This window comes from Bacillus sp. 7884-1, from assembly GCF_002272245.1.
Taxonomy (GTDB): domain Bacteria; phylum Bacillota; class Bacilli; order Bacillales; family Cytobacillaceae; genus Neobacillus.
Genome location: NZ_NPDD01000015.1, coordinates 1 through 18,131 on the forward strand (window position 1 = coordinate 1; position 18,131 = coordinate 18,131).

At 39.1% G+C, this 18,131-nt stretch carries 17 protein-coding genes, 1 tRNA gene and 1 other RNA gene; 16 read left to right on the plus strand and 3 right to left on the minus strand.

The features are described 5' to 3' along the window. Window positions 1-94: 94 nt before the first annotated feature. Window positions 95-700, minus strand: a complete 606-nt coding sequence (gene clpP / locus CHI06_RS01590; protein ID WP_095246672.1) for an ATP-dependent Clp endopeptidase proteolytic subunit ClpP — start codon at window positions 698-700, stop codon at window positions 95-97. A 198-nt stretch (window positions 701-898) separates the two neighbouring features. On the opposite strand from clpP, the gene CHI06_RS01595 reads away from it, so the two are divergent. The 15 genes from CHI06_RS01595 (at window position 899) to ssrA (ending at window position 15,815) form a co-directional block, all read left to right on the plus strand. Continuing rightward, window positions 899-970, plus strand: a tRNA-Arg gene (locus CHI06_RS01595). Window positions 971-1,102: 132 nt separating this feature from the next. Further along, window positions 1,103-2,104 carry a DUF3231 family protein gene (locus CHI06_RS01600; protein ID WP_095246673.1) on the plus strand — a complete coding sequence of 334 codons (1,002 nt, stop codon included), beginning with the start codon at window positions 1,103-1,105 and terminating at the stop codon, window positions 2,102-2,104. A gap of 146 nt (window positions 2,105-2,250) precedes the next feature. Then, window positions 2,251-3,576 carry an RNA polymerase factor sigma-54 gene (gene rpoN / locus CHI06_RS01605; RefSeq protein ID WP_095246674.1) on the plus strand — a complete coding sequence of 442 codons (1,326 nt, stop codon included), beginning with the start codon at window positions 2,251-2,253 and terminating at the stop codon, window positions 3,574-3,576. A gap of 13 nt (window positions 3,577-3,589) precedes the next feature. Next, window positions 3,590-3,847 carry a glutaredoxin family protein gene (locus tag CHI06_RS01610; RefSeq protein ID WP_095246675.1) on the plus strand — a complete coding sequence of 86 codons (258 nt, stop codon included), beginning with the start codon at window positions 3,590-3,592 and terminating at the stop codon, window positions 3,845-3,847. A gap of 133 nt (window positions 3,848-3,980) precedes the next feature. Continuing rightward, a complete protein-coding gene (locus CHI06_RS01615; protein ID WP_095246676.1) occupies window positions 3,981-5,003 on the plus strand; it encodes a sugar-binding transcriptional regulator in 1,023 nt (340 codons plus the stop codon). 47 nt (window positions 5,004-5,050) lie between these two features. Further along, window positions 5,051-6,058, plus strand: a complete 1,008-nt coding sequence (gene gap / locus CHI06_RS01620; protein ID WP_095246677.1) for a type I glyceraldehyde-3-phosphate dehydrogenase — start codon at window positions 5,051-5,053, stop codon at window positions 6,056-6,058. 165 nt (window positions 6,059-6,223) lie between these two features. Next, window positions 6,224-7,408, plus strand: a complete 1,185-nt coding sequence (locus CHI06_RS01625) for a phosphoglycerate kinase (protein WP_095246678.1) — start codon at window positions 6,224-6,226, stop codon at window positions 7,406-7,408. Between the two features lie 32 nt (window positions 7,409-7,440). Continuing rightward, entirely contained in the window at window positions 7,441-8,202 is a 762-nt protein-coding gene (tpiA, locus tag CHI06_RS01630) for a triose-phosphate isomerase (RefSeq protein ID WP_095246679.1), read from the plus strand. Continuing rightward, window positions 8,195-9,727 (plus strand): 2,3-bisphosphoglycerate-independent phosphoglycerate mutase, encoded by a 1,533-nt coding sequence (gene gpmI, locus CHI06_RS01635; protein WP_095246680.1) that lies wholly within the window; start codon window positions 8,195-8,197, stop codon window positions 9,725-9,727. The genes tpiA and gpmI overlap by 8 nt, the downstream gene beginning before the upstream one ends. Window positions 9,728-9,754: 27 nt before the next feature. Continuing rightward, window positions 9,755-11,053 carry a phosphopyruvate hydratase gene (eno, locus tag CHI06_RS01640; protein WP_095246681.1) on the plus strand — a complete coding sequence of 433 codons (1,299 nt, stop codon included), beginning with the start codon at window positions 9,755-9,757 and terminating at the stop codon, window positions 11,051-11,053. 233 nt (window positions 11,054-11,286) lie between these two features. Beyond that, window positions 11,287-11,520 (plus strand): preprotein translocase subunit SecG, encoded by a 234-nt coding sequence (gene secG, locus CHI06_RS01645; RefSeq protein ID WP_095246682.1) that lies wholly within the window; start codon window positions 11,287-11,289, stop codon window positions 11,518-11,520. A gap of 138 nt (window positions 11,521-11,658) precedes the next feature. Further along, a complete protein-coding gene (locus CHI06_RS01650; protein ID WP_095246683.1) occupies window positions 11,659-12,405 on the plus strand; it encodes an alpha/beta hydrolase in 747 nt (248 codons plus the stop codon). 66 nt (window positions 12,406-12,471) lie between these two features. Next, window positions 12,472-14,769: a ribonuclease R gene (gene rnr / locus CHI06_RS01655; protein ID WP_373558124.1), complete on the plus strand. Its 2,298-nt coding sequence runs from the start codon at window positions 12,472-12,474 to the stop codon at window positions 14,767-14,769. Window positions 14,770-14,856: 87 nt separating this feature from the next. After that, entirely contained in the window at window positions 14,857-15,324 is a 468-nt protein-coding gene (gene smpB, locus CHI06_RS01660) for an SsrA-binding protein SmpB (protein WP_095246685.1), read from the plus strand. 155 nt (window positions 15,325-15,479) lie between these two features. Further along, window positions 15,480-15,815, plus strand: a transfer-messenger RNA (tmRNA) gene (gene ssrA / locus CHI06_RS01665). A 338-nt stretch (window positions 15,816-16,153) separates the two neighbouring features. Here the strand turns inward: ssrA and CHI06_RS01670 are convergent. Further along, on the minus strand, window positions 16,154-16,561 hold the full coding sequence (locus CHI06_RS01670; RefSeq protein WP_095246686.1) for an LAGLIDADG family homing endonuclease: 408 nt from the start codon (window positions 16,559-16,561) through the stop codon (window positions 16,154-16,156). A gap of 143 nt (window positions 16,562-16,704) precedes the next feature. Continuing rightward, window positions 16,705-17,385 carry a spore coat protein gene (locus tag CHI06_RS01675; protein ID WP_095246687.1) on the minus strand — a complete coding sequence of 227 codons (681 nt, stop codon included), beginning with the start codon at window positions 17,383-17,385 and terminating at the stop codon, window positions 16,705-16,707. Between the two features lie 162 nt (window positions 17,386-17,547). Here CHI06_RS01675 and CHI06_RS01680 point away from each other — a divergent pair, with 162 nt between their 5' ends. Continuing rightward, window positions 17,548-18,117, plus strand: a complete 570-nt coding sequence (locus CHI06_RS01680) for an IMEF encapsulin system ferritin-like cargo protein (protein ID WP_095246688.1) — start codon at window positions 17,548-17,550, stop codon at window positions 18,115-18,117. Window positions 18,118-18,131: the final 14 nt, after the last annotated feature.

The following is an 18,131-nucleotide window of genomic DNA, read 5'->3' on the forward strand; positions in this document are numbered from 1 at the left end:
TCTCGCACCTTCCGCTCCAATCAACAAAGTTAGCATTTTTTACTTAGTATTTCCAAAAAAAAGCAGCCGGACGAATCATCGGCTGCTTTTTTTTTTATTTTTCTTTCTTTTCTTCTGCAAGGCTTCTTGTGATAATGTGATCAACAAGACCGTATTCTTTTGCTCTTTCAGCTGTCATGAAGTTATCGCGGTCAGTGTCCTTTTGGATTACTTCAAGAGGCTGGCCAGTACGCTCTGATAGGATTCCATTCAATTTTTCACGAAGGAATAGAATGCGCTTTGCTGCAATTTCAATCTCAGTCGCTTGACCTTGTGCTCCACCTAATGGCTGGTGAATCATTACTTCAGCATTTGGTAACGCATAACGTTTACCCTTTGTACCAGCAGCAAGTAAGAAGGCACCCATAGAAGCAGCCATACCGATACAAATGGTTTGAACATCTGGCTTAATGAACTGCATGGTATCAAAGATGGCCATACCAGCTGTAATACTGCCGCCAGGGCTGTTAATGTAAATGGATATATCCTTTTCAGGGTTTTCCGCTTCTAAGAATAATAATTGTGCAACAATGCTGTTTGCTACATGATCATCAATACCACTGCCAAGCATGATAATGCGGTCTTTTAAGAGACGAGAATAGATATCGTATGCTCTCTCTCCGCGGTTTGTTTGTTCAATAACTGTAGGAATCAAGTTCATTTTTCTTCCTCCTTTAAGTGTGAAAGGTATTAGTATGTATAGTTAATGATACACTGATGGTCAATTAAGGTCAAACAATTCGCCTTTATATTTGTTCGACAATCTTCACTTTTCCATCATAACCAATGAGGGCTTTTTTAAACATATCAGAGTTGCAAAGTTTCGCAAATTGGCATATAATATGTAAGTCGCATATTTGCGCTCGTGGTGCAACGGATAGCACGTAAGATTCCGGTTCTTAAAATGGGGGTTCGATTCCCTCCGAGCGCGTCATCCAAAACAGAGCTCCTACGCTTTAAAAGCGCGGGGGCTTTTTTCGTATAGTCATTTGTCTTGAAACATGAATAAAGCACCTTTCTGCAGGGAATCTTTCATATAGAACATATAAGGAGGCTTTCATTGATGGTTAAGCACAGTATTAGGTTATCTAGTGCGGAGATTGGTGGTTTATGGGCTACCTTTATCCAAGATAATATGACGATTTGTTTAGTAAAATACTTTCTTTATCACAATCAGGATGAAGAAATTAAACCTCTTTTGGAAAAAGCGCTTAAGACTGCTGAAAACCATATTCAACAAATATCCGCTATTTTTACGAAGGAGAATATCCCCTTACCCGATTCGTTTACGGACGAGGATATTAATTATTCAGCGCCGCCTTTGTTCTATGATATGTTCGGGCTTACCTTTGTTTATATGATGAATCGGCTGGGAATGATTAACGCTGGTTTTCTGACCGCGAATGTTGCAAGAGAAGATGTTCTGAATTTCTACGTAACTACCGTTAATGAAGCATCCCTATTATATAAGGCATCGACGGAACTCATGCTGTCAAAGGGTATATATGATCGGCCTCCTATGATTCCCTATCCCAAGCAGATAGAATATATTGAGAAGCTTTCCTATCTAAGCGGGATGATAAAGAAAAGACCATTAAATGCAATTGAAATAACAGAAATCTTTTTTAATCTCGAACGCAATTATTTTTCCATGCTTCTATGTACGGCGTTACTCCAAGTTGTCGACGACAAAGAAATAAAGGATTTTATTAAAGAGGGAAAGGAAATTTCAGAAAAGCAAATAAGAGTATTTCTTGAAATTCTAGTAAAAGAACAACTTCTTGGCAATACCTCAACCAATACGGAAGTAACCGATTCAACTGTGCTTCCTTTTTCGAATAAACTAATTGTTACCTTATTTGATGCTTTGAATGGCATCGATATTACGTTGCTTGGCCACGCGGTGTCCGTGTCGATGCGAACAGATTTGGTGGTCAATTATCAAAAATTTATAGCAGAAATTTTAATTTATGCTGGTAAAGGGTTTAATTTATTAGTTGATCGCGGATGGCTACAGCAGCCTCCGATGGCACCCAATCGAAAGGAACTTGAAAATATGAAATGAGGAGGAAAAGGCTTGTTTCCATGCAAGCCTTTTTTGAGTTTAGTGACATTAAAAGTGGTAATAACCACCTAAAGTCAAGTTACCCAGATTTTTTCCATTCACCAATTCTCTATTATCCTGTAAAATAGAAAAAGGGGGGTTAGGAAATGGACTTAAAAGCAGGTTTATGGCAGCAACAATCTTTGAAATTGGCAATGACGCAGGAATTAACACAAGCGATTGCACTTTTACAATATTCAGCCCAAGAGCTTTCCTCTTTTTTAGAAAACAAGGCGCTTGAAAATCCCCTGCTCCAAGTTGAGAATAACAACATTCAGCCTATTAACCCTTTAATAGACCGCAATCGGCGGAAACATACGAGGAATACGGAAAACGAGTGGATTGAACAAATTGCAGCAAAGTCGTCCTCAATTGAAGAACAATTGCTAAATCAACTTAATCTTCATAAATACTCTAGTATTCAATTAAATATAATTAAACATTTGATTCAGAATCTAGATGTAAACGGATACTTAGCCTCTGAACCAGAGGATATCGCAGATAAATTAGGTGTCCACTTGGAACTGGTTGAAGAGAGCGTAATTGTGATTCAGGCCTTGGAGCCTGCAGGAATCGGGGCCAGGAACCTTCAGGAATGTTTATTAATTCAAGTCGAACGGGAAAACCTTAAAGATGATTTAGCACTAACGATTCTATCGGACTACTTCGTACCGTTTGCTGAAAAGAAATGGAAGAAAATTTCAAAAGAGTTGGAAATTCCCTTGCAAAAGATACAAGAAGTATTTGATACCATACAGAAGCTTAATCCACGGCCAGGTGCACTATTAGAGCAGGAAAATGCATCCTATATTATCCCAGATGTGATCGTTGAAAGAATCGGCGATCAGTTTTCCGTACGATTGTGTGATGACATTATCCCTAAAATTAGCTTTAACAATCACTATTACCAAAAATTTAATGCAAACCAGGATTCACAGGTTGGTCGGTTTTTGCAGGAAAAGGTACAGGATTATCAGTGGATACAGAGGAGTATTGAGCAACGAAAAGAAACCTTAACAAGAGTGGCAGGGAAAATTGTTGAAAAGCAGACGCTTTTTCTTCAAAAAGGGCGTGAATACCTTGTTCCAATGATCATGAAGGAAATCGCAATTGAGCTGGATATTCATGAATCCACTGTAAGCCGAGCAGTAAAGGATAAATACGTTCAGACTCCGGTTGGAACCTTTTCGTTAAAATCTTTTTTTACAAGTACAATTCAAACGGTTTCAAATGAAAATACTTCCTCTAGTCAGGTGAAAAACGCTATAGCTGCCATGATTGAAAAAGAAAACAAACAGAGACCGTTATCCGATCAAGAAATAGTGGAAAAACTAATGAGTACCCAAGGAATCGTGGTTTCAAGGCGAACCATCGCTAAGTATCGAGATCAGTTGGGAATTCATTCTTCATCCAAAAGAAAAAGGTTTGATTGAAAGGAAATAAACTATGCCGCAAACAGTGATTACCTTTTATACTAGAAAACGCTGTCCACTTTGTGAGAAAGCAAAAAAATTAATCCTTGAATTACAGGAAGAATGGAACTTTACTTTAGAGGAATTTGATATTGATGAGAGTGATGAACTAACGGAGCTGTATGGTATTATGATTCCTGTTGTTCATATTAATGGAGAAGAAGTTTCTTTTGGAATAATTAACAAAATCGACATAAGTAACCGTTTGCAAGAAAAAACACAAAACTTTTAAGTTGAAATAGGTTTTCACTCCTGTTAGAATGTAAATTGTTAGCAGGGGTGATTTTTTTTCGGTGATGTGGGACATAATTTGTCTATGGTGGACATTTTATGACCAGTCACATATAATAAAGGAGCAAGATGTTATGCAATCACTCATCGATATTCAGAAAAGATTATTACCTGATCTCCTTCAAGTGCTACATAAACGATATTCTATCCTTAGGCATATTGGTTTTATGCAGCCCGTTGGAAGAAGAAGTCTTGCTAACAATCTTGGCTATACAGAACGAGTCCTTCGCAGTGAAGTTGATTTCCTAAAGGAACAAAATCTTGTTTCCATTAACAATATTGGAATGAATTTGACCCTTGAAGGGAAAAATTTACTGGAAGACTTAGAAGAAATGATACGCGAGTTAATTGGAATTGATGTAATGGAACTGGAGTTGAAGCACCGCCTTAAAATTCGTAAGGTAGTGATTGTTCCAGGTAACAGTGATGAGTCCCTAATGGTGAAGGATGACCTGGGTAAGGCCAGTGCAATTTGCATGAAAAACAACTTAACAGGAAAAAATATTATCGCTGTAACTGGCGGCTCAACCATGGCAGCCGTCGCAAATGTACTTACACCAGAGCTTGGTAAAAAGGATTTACTTTTTGTTCCTGCTCGTGGCGGCATTGGTGAGGATGTTCAAAACCAGGCAAATACGATTAGCTCGATTATGTCAAAGAATACAGGGTCGAAACATCGTGTATTCTATGTTCCAGACCAGGTTAGTAACGAAATTTATGAATCCCTGATTAAAGAGCCAGAAATCCATGAAGTGTTAAATTTAATTAAATCGGCAAGCATGGTTCTTCATGGTATAGGGGACGCTATTACAATGGCTGAAAGAAGAAAGTCAAAACCTGAGGTTAAGCAAAAGCTAGAATCTAATGCTGCAGTCGGTGAAGCATTCGGCTACTATTTTAACGAAAAAGGTGAAATTGTCCATAAGGTATTAACGATTGGACTTCAACTGGAAGACCTAGCACAGATTCCAAATGTGATTGCTGTTGCGGGCGGAGCTTCAAAGGCAAAAGCAATAAAGGCGTATATGAGGAAAGCACCATCTTCAACGATTCTAATCACAGATGAAGGTGCAGCAAGAAAGTTATTAAAAGGTTAATCCCTTTTTAAAATAAAACCTTTTTTCAATACAAGGAGGAAATTACAATGACAGTAAAAGTTGGTATTAATGGATTTGGTCGTATCGGCCGTAACGTATTCCGTGCGGCATTAAATAATTCAGAGATGGAAATCGTAGCAATTAACGATTTAACAGATGCAAATATGCTTGCGCATCTATTAAAATACGATACAGTCCATGGAACTCTTCAACAAGATGTTACCGTTGACGGTCAATACCTAGTTGTTGGCAACCAAAAGGTAAAAGTACTTGCTGAACGCGATCCAGCTCAATTAGGCTGGGGTGAACTTGGCGTTGAAGTAGTGGTTGAATCAACAGGACGTTTCACGAAGCGTGAAGATGCAGCGAAACACCTTGAAGCAGGTGCGAAGAAGGTTATTATTTCAGCTCCAGCATCAAACGAAGATATTACAATTGTTATGGGTGTTAACGAAGATAAGTACGATGCAGCTAACCACCATGTATTATCAAATGCATCTTGTACAACTAACTGTCTAGCTCCTTTTGCGAAGGTTTTAAATGATCAATTCGGAATTAAGCGTGGAATGATGACTACCATTCACTCTTATACAAATGACCAACAAATCCTTGATTTACCACATAAGGACTACCGTCGTGCACGTGCAGCAGCTGAGAACATGATTCCAACTTCAACTGGTGCAGCTAAAGCAGTTTCTTTAGTTCTTCCAGAACTTAAAGGTAAATTAAATGGTATGGCTGTTCGTGTACCAACACCAAACGTTTCAATTGTTGACTTAGTAGCTGAGTTAGAAAAAGATGTAACTGCTGAAGAAGTTAATGCAGCATTAAAAACAGCTTCTGAAGGTCCATTAAAAGGAATTCTACACTATAGCGAACTTCCATTAGTTTCTACTGACTATAATGGCAGCCCTGCTTCATCTTCAATCGATTCATTATCAACAATGGTTCTTGAAGGCAATATGGTTAAAGTATTATCTTGGTATGATAACGAAGTTGGTTATTCAAGCCGTGTTGTTGACCTTATTGGATATATCGCTCAAAAAGGTCTATAGTCCTAAATTTTCATTCATTATTTGGCTGGTATTGGTAATTTTCTCTTCTAACAGCTATAATGATTTATGGTATTTCAAAGGGGAGCGGGGAACATTCCCCCTCTCCTTTTTTCATGTAATTAAAGATTGTGATTCAATAGCTTTTTATTATAGGAGGCTTCTCGCATGAACAAGAAAACATTAAAAGATGTAGATGTTAAAGGAAAACGGGTTTTCTGCCGAGTTGATTTTAACGTACCTATGCAGGATGGAAAAATCACGGACGAAACAAGAATTCGCGCTGCAATACCTACTATCCAATACCTAATCGATCAAGGCGCAAAAGTAATCCTGGCAAGTCATTTTGGACGTCCAAAAGGCAAAGTTGTAGAGGAAATGCGTTTAACTCCAGTCGGGGTAAGACTTTCTGAACTTCTTGGCAAAAACGTACAAAAAGCCGATGAAGCTTACGGTGATTCTGTTAAATCTTTAATAGAAACGATGAATGAAGGCGATGTACTTCTTCTTGAAAACGTTCGTTTTTACCCTGGAGAAGAAAAGAATGATTCTGAACTGGCAAAATCCTTTGCAGAACTTGCTGATGTCTATGTAAATGATGCATTTGGTGCAGCACACAGAGCCCACGCTTCAACAGAAGGTATTGCACACCATCTACCTGCTGTATCCGGTCTTTTAATGGAAAAAGAGCTTGATGTACTAGGAAAAGCATTATCAAATCCGGAGCGTCCGTTTACTGCAATTATTGGCGGTGCAAAGGTGAAGGACAAAATTGGCGTTATTGAAAACCTTTTAGAAAAGGTTGATAACCTAATCATTGGCGGTGGACTTGCGTATACCTTTGTTAAGGCACAGGGACATGAAATCGGTAAATCCCTTCTTGAAGCAGATAAAATTGACTTAGCGAATTCCTTTATTGAAAAAGCAAAAGAAAAAGGTGTTAATTTCTACATACCTGTTGATGCGATTGTTGCTGATGATTTCTCGGCCGACGCGAATACTAAGGAAGTAGCTATTAATGAGATTCCTGCAGATTGGGAAGCTCTCGATATCGGTCCAAAAACAGCTGAAATTTATCGTGATGTTATTCAAAAATCAAAATTAGTGATTTGGAATGGACCTATGGGTGTGTTTGAAATCGATAAATTTGCTGGTGGTACGAAGGCAGTTGCACAAGCACTTGCTGAAGCAGAAGGTACATATTCAGTGATTGGCGGAGGAGACTCTGCAGCAGCAGTTGAGAAATTTGATTTAGCTGAAAAAATGAGTCATATTTCAACAGGCGGCGGTGCTTCACTTGAATTTATGGAAGGCAAAGAGCTTCCTGGAGTAGTAGCATTAAACGATAAATAATTTTTTACTGTAGTAAGGAAGGATGTGCCCGCATGCGTAAACCGATTATTGCAGGTAACTGGAAAATGAATAAAACACTAGCTGAGGCAAAAAGCTTTACGGAAGAAGTAAAAGGACTTGTACCTCAAGCAGACAAAATCGATTCTGTCATTTGTGCCCCGGCTTTATTTTTACAAAATCTTGTAGAAATTACGGAAGGTACAGAAGTGAAAATTGGTGCCCAAAATATGCATTTTGAAGAGAGCGGAGCGTTTACCGGCGAAATCAGCCCAAAACCTCTTTCTGAAATTGGCGTGCAATATGTGATTATTGGTCATTCTGAACGTAGAGAAATGTTCAATGAAACGGATGAGTCTGTAAACTTAAAGACACTTGCAGCCTTTAAATATAACTTAACACCAATTGTTTGCTGTGGTGAGACACTAGAACAGCGTGAAAATGGCGAAACGATGGATTTTGTAGGATCTCAAATTCAAAAAGCGCTGGCTGGTTTAACGGATGACCAAGTGAAACAGACCGTTATTGCCTATGAACCTATTTGGGCAATTGGAACTGGAAAATCATCTACTTCACAAGATGCGAATGATGTTTGTGCACATATTCGTCAAGTAGTTGGCCAACAGTTCAGTGAAGATGTTGCTAATGCCGTTAGAATTCAATATGGTGGAAGTGTGAAACCAGAAAATATTAAAGAATATATGGCACAGCCAGATATCGATGGTGCTCTTGTAGGCGGAGCCAGCCTTGAAGCCCGCTCATTCTTGCAGCTATTGGAGGCAGGAAGCTATGAGTAAGTCTCCCGTTGCCCTCATCATTCTAGATGGATTTGGATGCAGGGATGAACAAAAAGGGAATGCAGTCTTTCATGCAAAAAAACCGAATTTTGATCGGTATTGGAGTAATTTTCCACACTCGCATTTAACGGCTTCAGGCGAGGCAGTAGGGCTTCCTGAGGGACAAATGGGTAACTCAGAAGTGGGCCATTTGAATATCGGTGCCGGCCGTATTGTTTACCAAAGCTTAACACGTGTGAACATTGCCATTCGTGAAGGTGAATTTGAAAAAAATGAAACCATCTGTAGTGCGATGGATCATGTTAAGAAAAACGGAACTAACCTACATCTATTTGGATTACTATCTGATGGCGGTGTACACAGCCATATTAACCATATGTTTGCACTCTTAAAGCTGGCGAAAGAAGAAGGCATAGAGAATGTTTACATTCATGGCTTCCTTGATGGACGTGATGTTGGCCAGAAAACAGCTGCAACATATATACAACAAACTTTGGATAAAATGAACGAGTATGGCGTTGGAGAATTCGCAACCATTTCTGGACGCTATTATTCAATGGACCGTGACAACCGCTGGGAGCGTGTTGAAAAGTCATACTGTTCCATGGTTTATGGCGATGGGCCTGCTTATACAAATCCATTAGAGGTAGTAGAGGATTCCTACCAGCATGGAATTTTTGATGAATTCGTTATTCCTTCCGTAATCACAAAGGAAGACGGTAAGCCTGTTGCAACCATTCAGGACAATGATGCAGTCATTTTCTATAATTTCCGTCCTGACCGAGCGATTCAAATTTCTAACGTATTTACAAATGAAGATTTCCGACCATTCGATCGTGGAGAAAAACATCCTAGAGATTTATTCTTCGTATGCTTAACACACTTCAGTGAATCAGTGAATGGTTATGTTGCGTTTAAACCTTCTAACTTGGATAACACATTAGGAGAAGTATTAGCTCAAAATGGATTGAAGCAATTAAGAATTGCCGAGACCGAAAAATATCCCCATGTTACTTTCTTTATGAGCGGCGGCCGTGAGGATAAGTTCCCAGGCGAGGAGCGGATTTTAATTAACTCGCCAAAGGTTGCGACTTATGACCTTCAGCCTGAAATGAGCGCCTATGAAGTAACAGATGCACTCATTAAGGAAATACAGGCAGATAAGTTTGACGCCATTCTTTTAAACTTTGCAAACCCAGATATGGTTGGACATTCTGGAATGCTTGAACCAACTGTTAAGGCAATTGAAACGGTTGATGAATGCTTAGGAAAAATTGTTGATCTAATTCTTGAAAAAGGTGGTACAGCTATCATTACAGCTGACCATGGTAATGCAGATGAAGTAATCACGCTTGAAGGTGATCCGATGACTGCTCATACAACCAATCCTGTGCCTGTAATTGTTACTAGGAATGGTGTAGAGCTGCGTGACGGTGGTATCTTAGGAGATTTAGCTCCTACGATTCTGGATCTTTTGGGAGTACAGCAGCCAGCTGAAATGACAGGAAAATCATTAGTTAAATAATTTTCATATTAAAAGGAGAGAAATTAAATGCCATTTATTGTAGACGTATATGCACGTGAAGTATTAGATTCCCGCGGTAACCCAACAGTAGAAGTTGAAGTTTTTACAGAATCAGGAGCTTTTGGCCGTGCGTTAGTACCAAGCGGTGCTTCAACAGGTGAATATGAAGCAGTAGAACTTCGCGATGGCGATTCAGAACGTTACCTTGGTAAAGGTGTATTAAAAGCAGTAGAAAATGTTAATGAAATTATTGCTCCACATCTTGTTGGTGAAGAATTTAGTGTTTTAGATCAAGTTTCTGTTGACCATGCTTTAATCGAACTTGATGGAACAGAAAATAAAGGTAAATTAGGTGCCAACGCAATCCTTGGTGTTTCTATGGCCGTTGCTCATGCTGCAGCTAACTACTTAGATGTTCCTTTATATCAATACCTTGGCGGATTCAATGCAAAGCAGCTTCCTGTTCCAATGATGAACATTGTAAACGGCGGCGAGCATGCTGATAACAACGTTGATATTCAAGAATTCATGGTAATGCCTGTAGGAGCTCCAAACTTCAGAGAAGCCCTTCGTATGGGTGCTGAAATTTTCCACAGCTTAAAATCAGTTCTTAAAGAAAAAGGACTTAACACAGCAGTTGGAGATGAAGGCGGATTTGCTCCAAACCTAGGATCAAACGAAGAAGCACTTCAAACGATTGTTCAAGCAATCGAAAAAGCTGGCTACAAGCCTGGTGAAGAAGTATTCTTAGCAATGGATGCTGCGTCTTCTGAGTTTTATAACAAAGAAGATGGGAAATACCACCTTGCTGGTGAAGGCGTTGTGAAGACTTCTGCTGAAATGGTTGATTGGTATGAAGAGCTTTCTAATAAATATCCAATTATCTCTATTGAAGATGGTTTAGATGAAAACGATTGGGAAGGTCACAAGCTTTTAACTGAGCGTATTGGAAACAGAGTTCAATTAGTTGGTGATGATTTATTTGTTACTAATACTAAGAAGCTTTCTGAAGGTATCACAAATGGTATCGGTAACTCAATCCTAATCAAAGTAAACCAAATTGGTACATTAACTGAAACATTTGATGCAATTGAAATGGCGAAGCGTGCTGGCTATACTGCTGTTATCTCCCACCGTTCTGGTGAAACAGAAGATAATACAATCGCTGACATCGCGGTTGCAACAAACGCTGGTCAAATCAAAACAGGTGCACCTTCACGTACAGACCGTGTAGCGAAATACAACCAATTGCTTCGTATTGAAGATCAATTGGGTGAAACAGCACAATACAACGGATTAAAATCTTTCTATAACCTAAGAAAATAATTCGATATACGAAGGCACTCATTGACGAATGAGTGTCTTTCTTTTTCTGGAGTGACCGAAACGTAAAAAGTAGAGAATTCACGGTCACTCAAGCGTGACTTTAGTTTGGAGTGTCTCATCCATCCGTTGGTAAACTCCTAAAAGCTGCCACAAATACTAGTATTGTTAAAAGGGCAATAATATGGTAAATTAAAAATACTGTGAAATGTACGAAATAACAGGAGGTGGCTTACATGCATGCATTGGTTGTTACATTATTAGTAATCGTGAGTATTGGACTTATTTTAGTTGTTTTATTGCAATCAGGTAAAAGTGCTGGACTATCTGGTGCCATTTCAGGTGGAGCTGAAACATTATTTGGTAAGCAAAAAGCACGAGGACTTGATTTAATTTTACATCGTATTACCATCGTTTTAGCAGTTCTTTTCATTATCCTTGCGGTATTGGTTGCATACTTCGAAGTTTAATAAAGAATGCTCAAAAAACCTGGCTCTAATGTCAGGTTTTTTTTATGCACAAAAATCGAAGGCTTATTTCTGGAATGTTACCCAATTCTTTGCTTAAACTAAGATAATGGATTTTATAGAACTGAAGGAGTTTTAACTATGAAAATTGCTGTACCGAAGCCCTTTACCTTTAGAGGAGGAAAACGAGCGGTCCTTTTACTTCACGGATTCACAGGAAATTCGGCTGACGTCCGGATGTTGGGACGCTTTTTAGAAAAAAGGGGATATACCTGTCATGCACCGCACTATAAGGGACATGGTGTTCCACCAGAGGAACTAGTTCACACTGGCCCTGAAGATTGGTGGCAGGATGTCATAAATGGCTATAATTTTTTAAAAAATCAAGGGCACGAAGAAATTGCAGTCGGAGGACTTTCGCTTGGCGGCGTATTTTCCTTGAAATTGGGTTACACTGTACCTATAAAAGGTGTATTTCCAATGTGTGCACCCATGTATATAAAAAGTGAAGAAGTGATGTATCACGGAATTCTTGAGTATGCACGCGATTATAAGAAACGAGAAGGAAAAAGCGAAGAACAAATTGAACTAGAAATGAATGAGTTTGCGAAAACACCGATGAAAACCTTAAAGGCTCTGCAGGACTTAATTTCAGATGTTCGCAATCATGTGGATATGATTTATGCTCCATCATTTGTTGTTCAAGCACGTCATGACAAAATGATAAACACAGATAGTGCAAACATCATTTACAATGAAGTGGAATCCGTCATGAAAGAAATCAAATGGTACGAAGATTCAGGACATGTGATTACGCTAGATAAAGAACGTGATCAGCTACATGAAGATGTTTACGACTTTTTAGAAAAATTAGATTGGAAGAATTAATCCTATTGAGGAGGGATTTTATTGGAAGATAATATTCAACTGCACGTTGACAAGCTATTACAATATATGAGGGACGAGGCTTACAAGCCTTTGACTGTTCAAGAGCTAGAAGAGGCTTTTGGTATTTCAGATTCTAGCGACTTTAAGGAATTTGTAAAAGCACTTGTTCAAATGGAAGAAAAGGGACTAGTCGTCCGTACTCGCAGCAACCGTTATGGCTTGCCGCAAAAAATGAACTTAATCCGCGGGAAACTAACAGGTCACGCTAAAGGATTTGCCTTTGTGATTCCCGATGAGCCTGGGATGGATGATATTTTCATTCCGCCAAATGAAACGAATACCGCGATGCACGGAGATACCGTTCTTGCCCGTATTTCATCAGAAAGCTCGGGACAGCGCAGAGAAGGCAGCGTCATTCGCATTCTTGAACGAGGGGTTCAGCAAATTGTAGGTACCTATGTAGAAAGCAAAAGCTTTGGTTTTGTTATTCCTGATGATAAAAAGTTTGCTAGTGATATTTTTATCCCCAAATCAGCATCTAAGGGTGCGGTCGAAGGTCATAAAGTTGTCGTTAAATTAATCACCTATCCTGAAGGCAGGAAAAGTGCTGAGGGTGAAGTCATTACGGTCCTTGGCCATAAAAATGACCCAGGTGTGGATATTCTATCTGTTATTCATAAACATGGTCTGCCGATGGCATTCCCTGATGAAGTATTAAAGCAGGCAAATGATACTCCAGATACGATTGATGAAAGCGAACTGGCCAACCGCCGCGATTTACGGAATGAAACCATTGTCACAATCGATGGTGCTGACGCAAAGGATCTTGATGATGCTGTTACCGTGACAAAGCTTGAAAATGGCAACTATAAACTTGGGGTACATATCGCAGATGTGAGCTATTATGTGAAAGAAGGAACGCCCATTGATCTTGAGGCGGAAGAACGGGCAACGAGTGTTTACTTAGTAGACAGGGTTATTCCGATGATTCCACATCGTTTATCAAATGGTATTTGTTCACTCAATCCAAAGGTAGATCGTTTAGTACTGTCATGTAATATGGAAATCAACGACGAAGGTCAAGTTGTTAATCATGAAATTTTTCAGAGCGTGATTAAAACAACTGAGAGAATGACTTATTTTGATGTAAATAGGATTTTAGTTGATAAAGATGAAGAAACACGGAGTCGATACGAGTCTCTTGTTCCGATGTTTGAACAAATGGAAGTGCTGGCACAAATCTTGCGCGAAAAGAGAATGAAGCGGGGAGCCATTGATTTTGATTTTAAGGAATCAAAGGTATTGGTTGATGAAGAAAGTAAACCGATAGATGTAGTGCTTCGTGAACGTTCAGTAGCAGAAAAATTAATCGAAGAGTTTATGCTGGCTGCAAACGAAACCGTTGCAGAGCATTTCCACTGGATGGAAGTACCGTTTATTTACCGTATTCACGAGGATCCAAAAGAAGATAAGCTAAGAAGATTTTTTGAGTTTATCACTAATTTTGGATATATTGTCAAAGGAACGGCCAATGATGTTCATCCTAGGGCTCTTCAAGAAATTATTGAAGAAGTTCAAGGCAAGCCTGAAGAGATGGTCATTTCAACGGTTATGCTTCGTTCTATGCAACAGGCTAAATACGATCCAGAAAGTCTAGGGCACTTTGGATTATCGACTGAGTTTTATACTCATTTCACATCACCAATTCGTCGATATCCTGATACCATCGTTCACCGCTTAATCCGGACGTATCTTATTGAAGGAAAACTTGATGAGACAACAAGGGAAAAGTGGAATGTCAGATTGCCTGAAATTGCTCAGCATTCATCTAAGATGGAGCGTCGCGCGGTTGACGCAGAACGTGAAACGGATGAACTTAAAAAAGCTGAATACATGGAGGACAAGATTGGTGAAGAGTATGACGGTATTATAAGCTCAGTGACCAATTTTGGAATGTTTGTCGAGCTTCCAAATACGATTGAAGGCCTCGTTCATGTCAGCTACCTGACAGATGATTACTATCGTTTTGATGAGCGCCATTTTGCGATGATCGGCGAGCGGACAGGTAATGTATTCCGAATTGGCGATGAAATTACCGTTAGAGTAGTAAAAGTAAATAAAGACGAACGTTCGATTGATTTTGAAGTCGTTGGCATGAAAGGAACTCGCCGCGAGCGGCCTGAGAATACGAGAGTATTTAAAACAGGCAGTGACACGAAAAAGCCGCGCCGCAATACAACAGAAGGTCGTGGTGGTCAAAAGTCTGAAGGAACTGCCCAAGGCTCAGGTACGAGAAAGAAAAAGAAGTTTTACGATAATGTACCGAAAAATAAAAGCACTAAGCGGAAAAATAAGAAAAGATAATTTTGGAGAGGGTCTCGTGCGAGGCTCTCTTTCAATTGTTATGAATACGGTTTTCTGCTAAAATTAACCCATAACGAGGTGAGAGACATGCCAAAAGGTATAGGGAAAGTGGTTGCGCAAAATAAAAAGGCATACCATGATTACTTTATTGAAGAAACATACGAAGCTGGAATTGTCCTTCAAGGAACAGAAATCAAGTCCATTCGTGCTGGGAAAGTGAACTTAAAGGATTCTTATGCTAGAATTCATAACGGTGAAATGCATTTATTAAACATGCACGTAAGTCCATATGAGCAAGGGAATCGCTTTAATCATGATCCTTTGAGACAAAGAAAGCTTTTGCTCCATAAGCGGGAAATTAACAAGCTTTTTGGAGAAACAAGAGAAGCAGGATTTGCGCTTATACCATTAAAGATTTATTTGAAAAATGGATTTGCCAAAGTTTTGTTAGGATTAGCAAAAGGTAAAAAGAATTATGACAAACGTGAAGTCTTAAAGCAAAAAGAGGCAAAACGCGATATCGAGCGTGCTTTCCGAGATCGTCAAAAGATGTAATTACAAATACTTACAATTGAAAAATGCTCGAAGTGTGTTATAATAAGTTTGTCGCTGAGATATGCGATGAGAAACTTTTGCTCAAACTATTGTTGAGCATCCTACGCTTGCTAAAATCTTTAACTAGATTTCAGCACATTTTATAATGGGGGCGCTAAGGATTCGACAGGGGTAGTTCGAGCTTAGGTTGCGAGTCGAGGGGATCGGCCTCGTTAAAACGTCAACGCCTATAACTGGCAAAACTAACAACAACCTAGCTTTCGCAGCTTAATACTGCATAGCTGTTCGCCCCTCCATCGCCTATGTGGTAGGGTAGCGGACTCACTCTAAGTAGGCTACGCCGGAGTCCACCGTCTGAGGGCGAAGGAAGAGAACAACCAGACTAGCTGACCGGCCGCCTGTCGGCAGGCAAAATGATCAGCGAAGCGCCAATATGTCGACTACACTCGTAGAAGCTTAAGTGCCGTTATCTTTGGACGCGGGTTCGATTAGTAATTAGTCGCCTTATGTGGTAACACATAAGTGAAAATTCGGCTTTATCGGTGAAACCTAAGTCGCTAAAATGGCGATAAGGCAATGCCGAGCGGTATGTGGAGTAATCCAACAGCCGTGTATCGACTTATAGGCTGCCATTTCAGAATGGTAGTACTAGGATGCGAAATCCTTACCTTTAGGTAAAAATTATATTTCGCATAAGACGCCGAGGGACCTGTAAACTACGCAGGTTCAAGATATAGTCAGTGCCATGACGAAAGCATGGAAACGCACGTCCCGCCGTCTCCACCATACATAAGGTGGATTACAAGGCTAGCAGAAATGCTAGCCTTTTTTATATACTAAAAAAGCTTTGTTCAAAAGCTAGTTTCTTCTCTAGTGATTTCAAATTGTACTTTCCGTTTCGAGGAGTAACCTCCTCATACTTCTTAAGAATCCATTGAGCTCGGTTTCTTTTTTTATCTACTCTTAGATAAGGTGAGGTGTATCTTAGTAAGGAAATAACAGCTTCTTTATTCTTTATATTTAATGTATATGAATCCTTATGTTTATCAGGATTGTAATTCTTTTTATTATTGATTGTTCCTCCTGATAGGGACTGAATGTAAATTAATAGTTCTTTATCTGTTGAAGCAATGGATATGCAAGGACGTCGATGTTCGCGTTCATGCATTCTAGTTAATGAAATGGATCCCTCCCCATCAATAATTCCAGCAATATATGCAGCTTCCCAACATTCCATTTGAATCACTCCTCATAAAATCCCTATCCACATTAAAGTAGAACGTATGTTCTTTATTTATTATAGTATTTAATGTAAAATTTTTCAAATATTAACAAAAAAGCTATCCTTCATTTATAAATGAAAGGATAGCTTTTTTTAATTTAATGCTGCATATTGTTGTTCATATTGTTATTTGGCATTTGCCCCATCGTTTGTCCCATAGGTTGACCCTGTGCAGTTGCGAATGCATTTCTGTACTGATTCATGTCTGTCTCTGCAAGCTGCGGAACTTGGTAGTAGTGATGTTTATTTTGATAAATAGAGAGTTCATATCCCATTTCAATGCAATTTGGAATGGAATCAGCCAGCACACGGCGGACAACTGGATTTGTTGTTTCTAGTGCTGCCATCGTTTTCATCGAAGCGCCTGATTTGCATGAAGCCAGCATGCAGCTTGAAATGTATTCATCATTAATTTCTGATACGGATTGCCAAGGTTTCTTTGGCTGAGTTGGCTTCATCCCATAGATGAAGTCATTCCCTTGGTTCATCATATATTTTGAAGTAGGATGGGAAGGATTTTGTCCGGTTTTCAAACATTCCACAGTGATGTTGTATTCATCCTGCATAAATTGATATTGGCGATCAAGTATATCCAGTAATTCTGGATCCTTTACATGTTGGCGTAATAACATGTATGAATTCAATGTGCCAATAGCTGCTCCTAAAACCTCATTTAAGTCAATAACCTCATGGCCTCCATGATTCAGTTGTGGAGGGACATTACCCGTATGCATATTTTGGTGCATTTGTCCTTGTTGTCCTTGCTGGTTTTGCATCATATTCTTTTCCTCCTAAGTGATTGATATTTGCCATAGTTATTATGTATCAATTGACCGGAGTTATTCACATTAACATTTTGTTCAAAAGATTGTAACATAAAGGTTTTAGAAATAGGATTCAATGTCAATAATGACAGGTAATGAGTATTAGGAGGTACAGCAGTGCAAGAAGAATTAAAGATTTTTTATCAAATATTTACAAACACCAAAGACGCAATCGAAAAATTTATGAATATGCTCGACCCGGTCATTCAAAATGCTACCGATGAACATGAGAGACTTTATTACCACCATATTTATGAAGAAGAAGAACAGCGGCTTTCCCGTTTAGTTGTCCTGATTCCGCTTATTAGTAAATTTCAACAAGTGAAGGATGAGAAAGAGTTTTCTCCAACCAACAATGAATTTAACCGACTTTTACAGGAACTTAATCTTGAAAAATTCGGATTACATAATTTCGTCGAACACTTAGATTTGGCTCTATTTCGCTTTACAGATGAAGAGCGAAGCAGCTTGTTAAATAGCTTAAGGGAAGTTTCGTATAAGGATTATCAGCAGGTAAAACAAATATTAATTGAAATTAACAGTCGATTTGATAGCAATTATGTAGACCCACATGCCCATCATGATGAGGATCATGACCATTTAGATCGATCAGGAACTGCAACAGTGGTTAGTCATGCTCCCCAAACTAAACAGAGAAGGGGCTTTACGGTGGGAAGCTTAATCTAAGGAAAAGAGAGGAT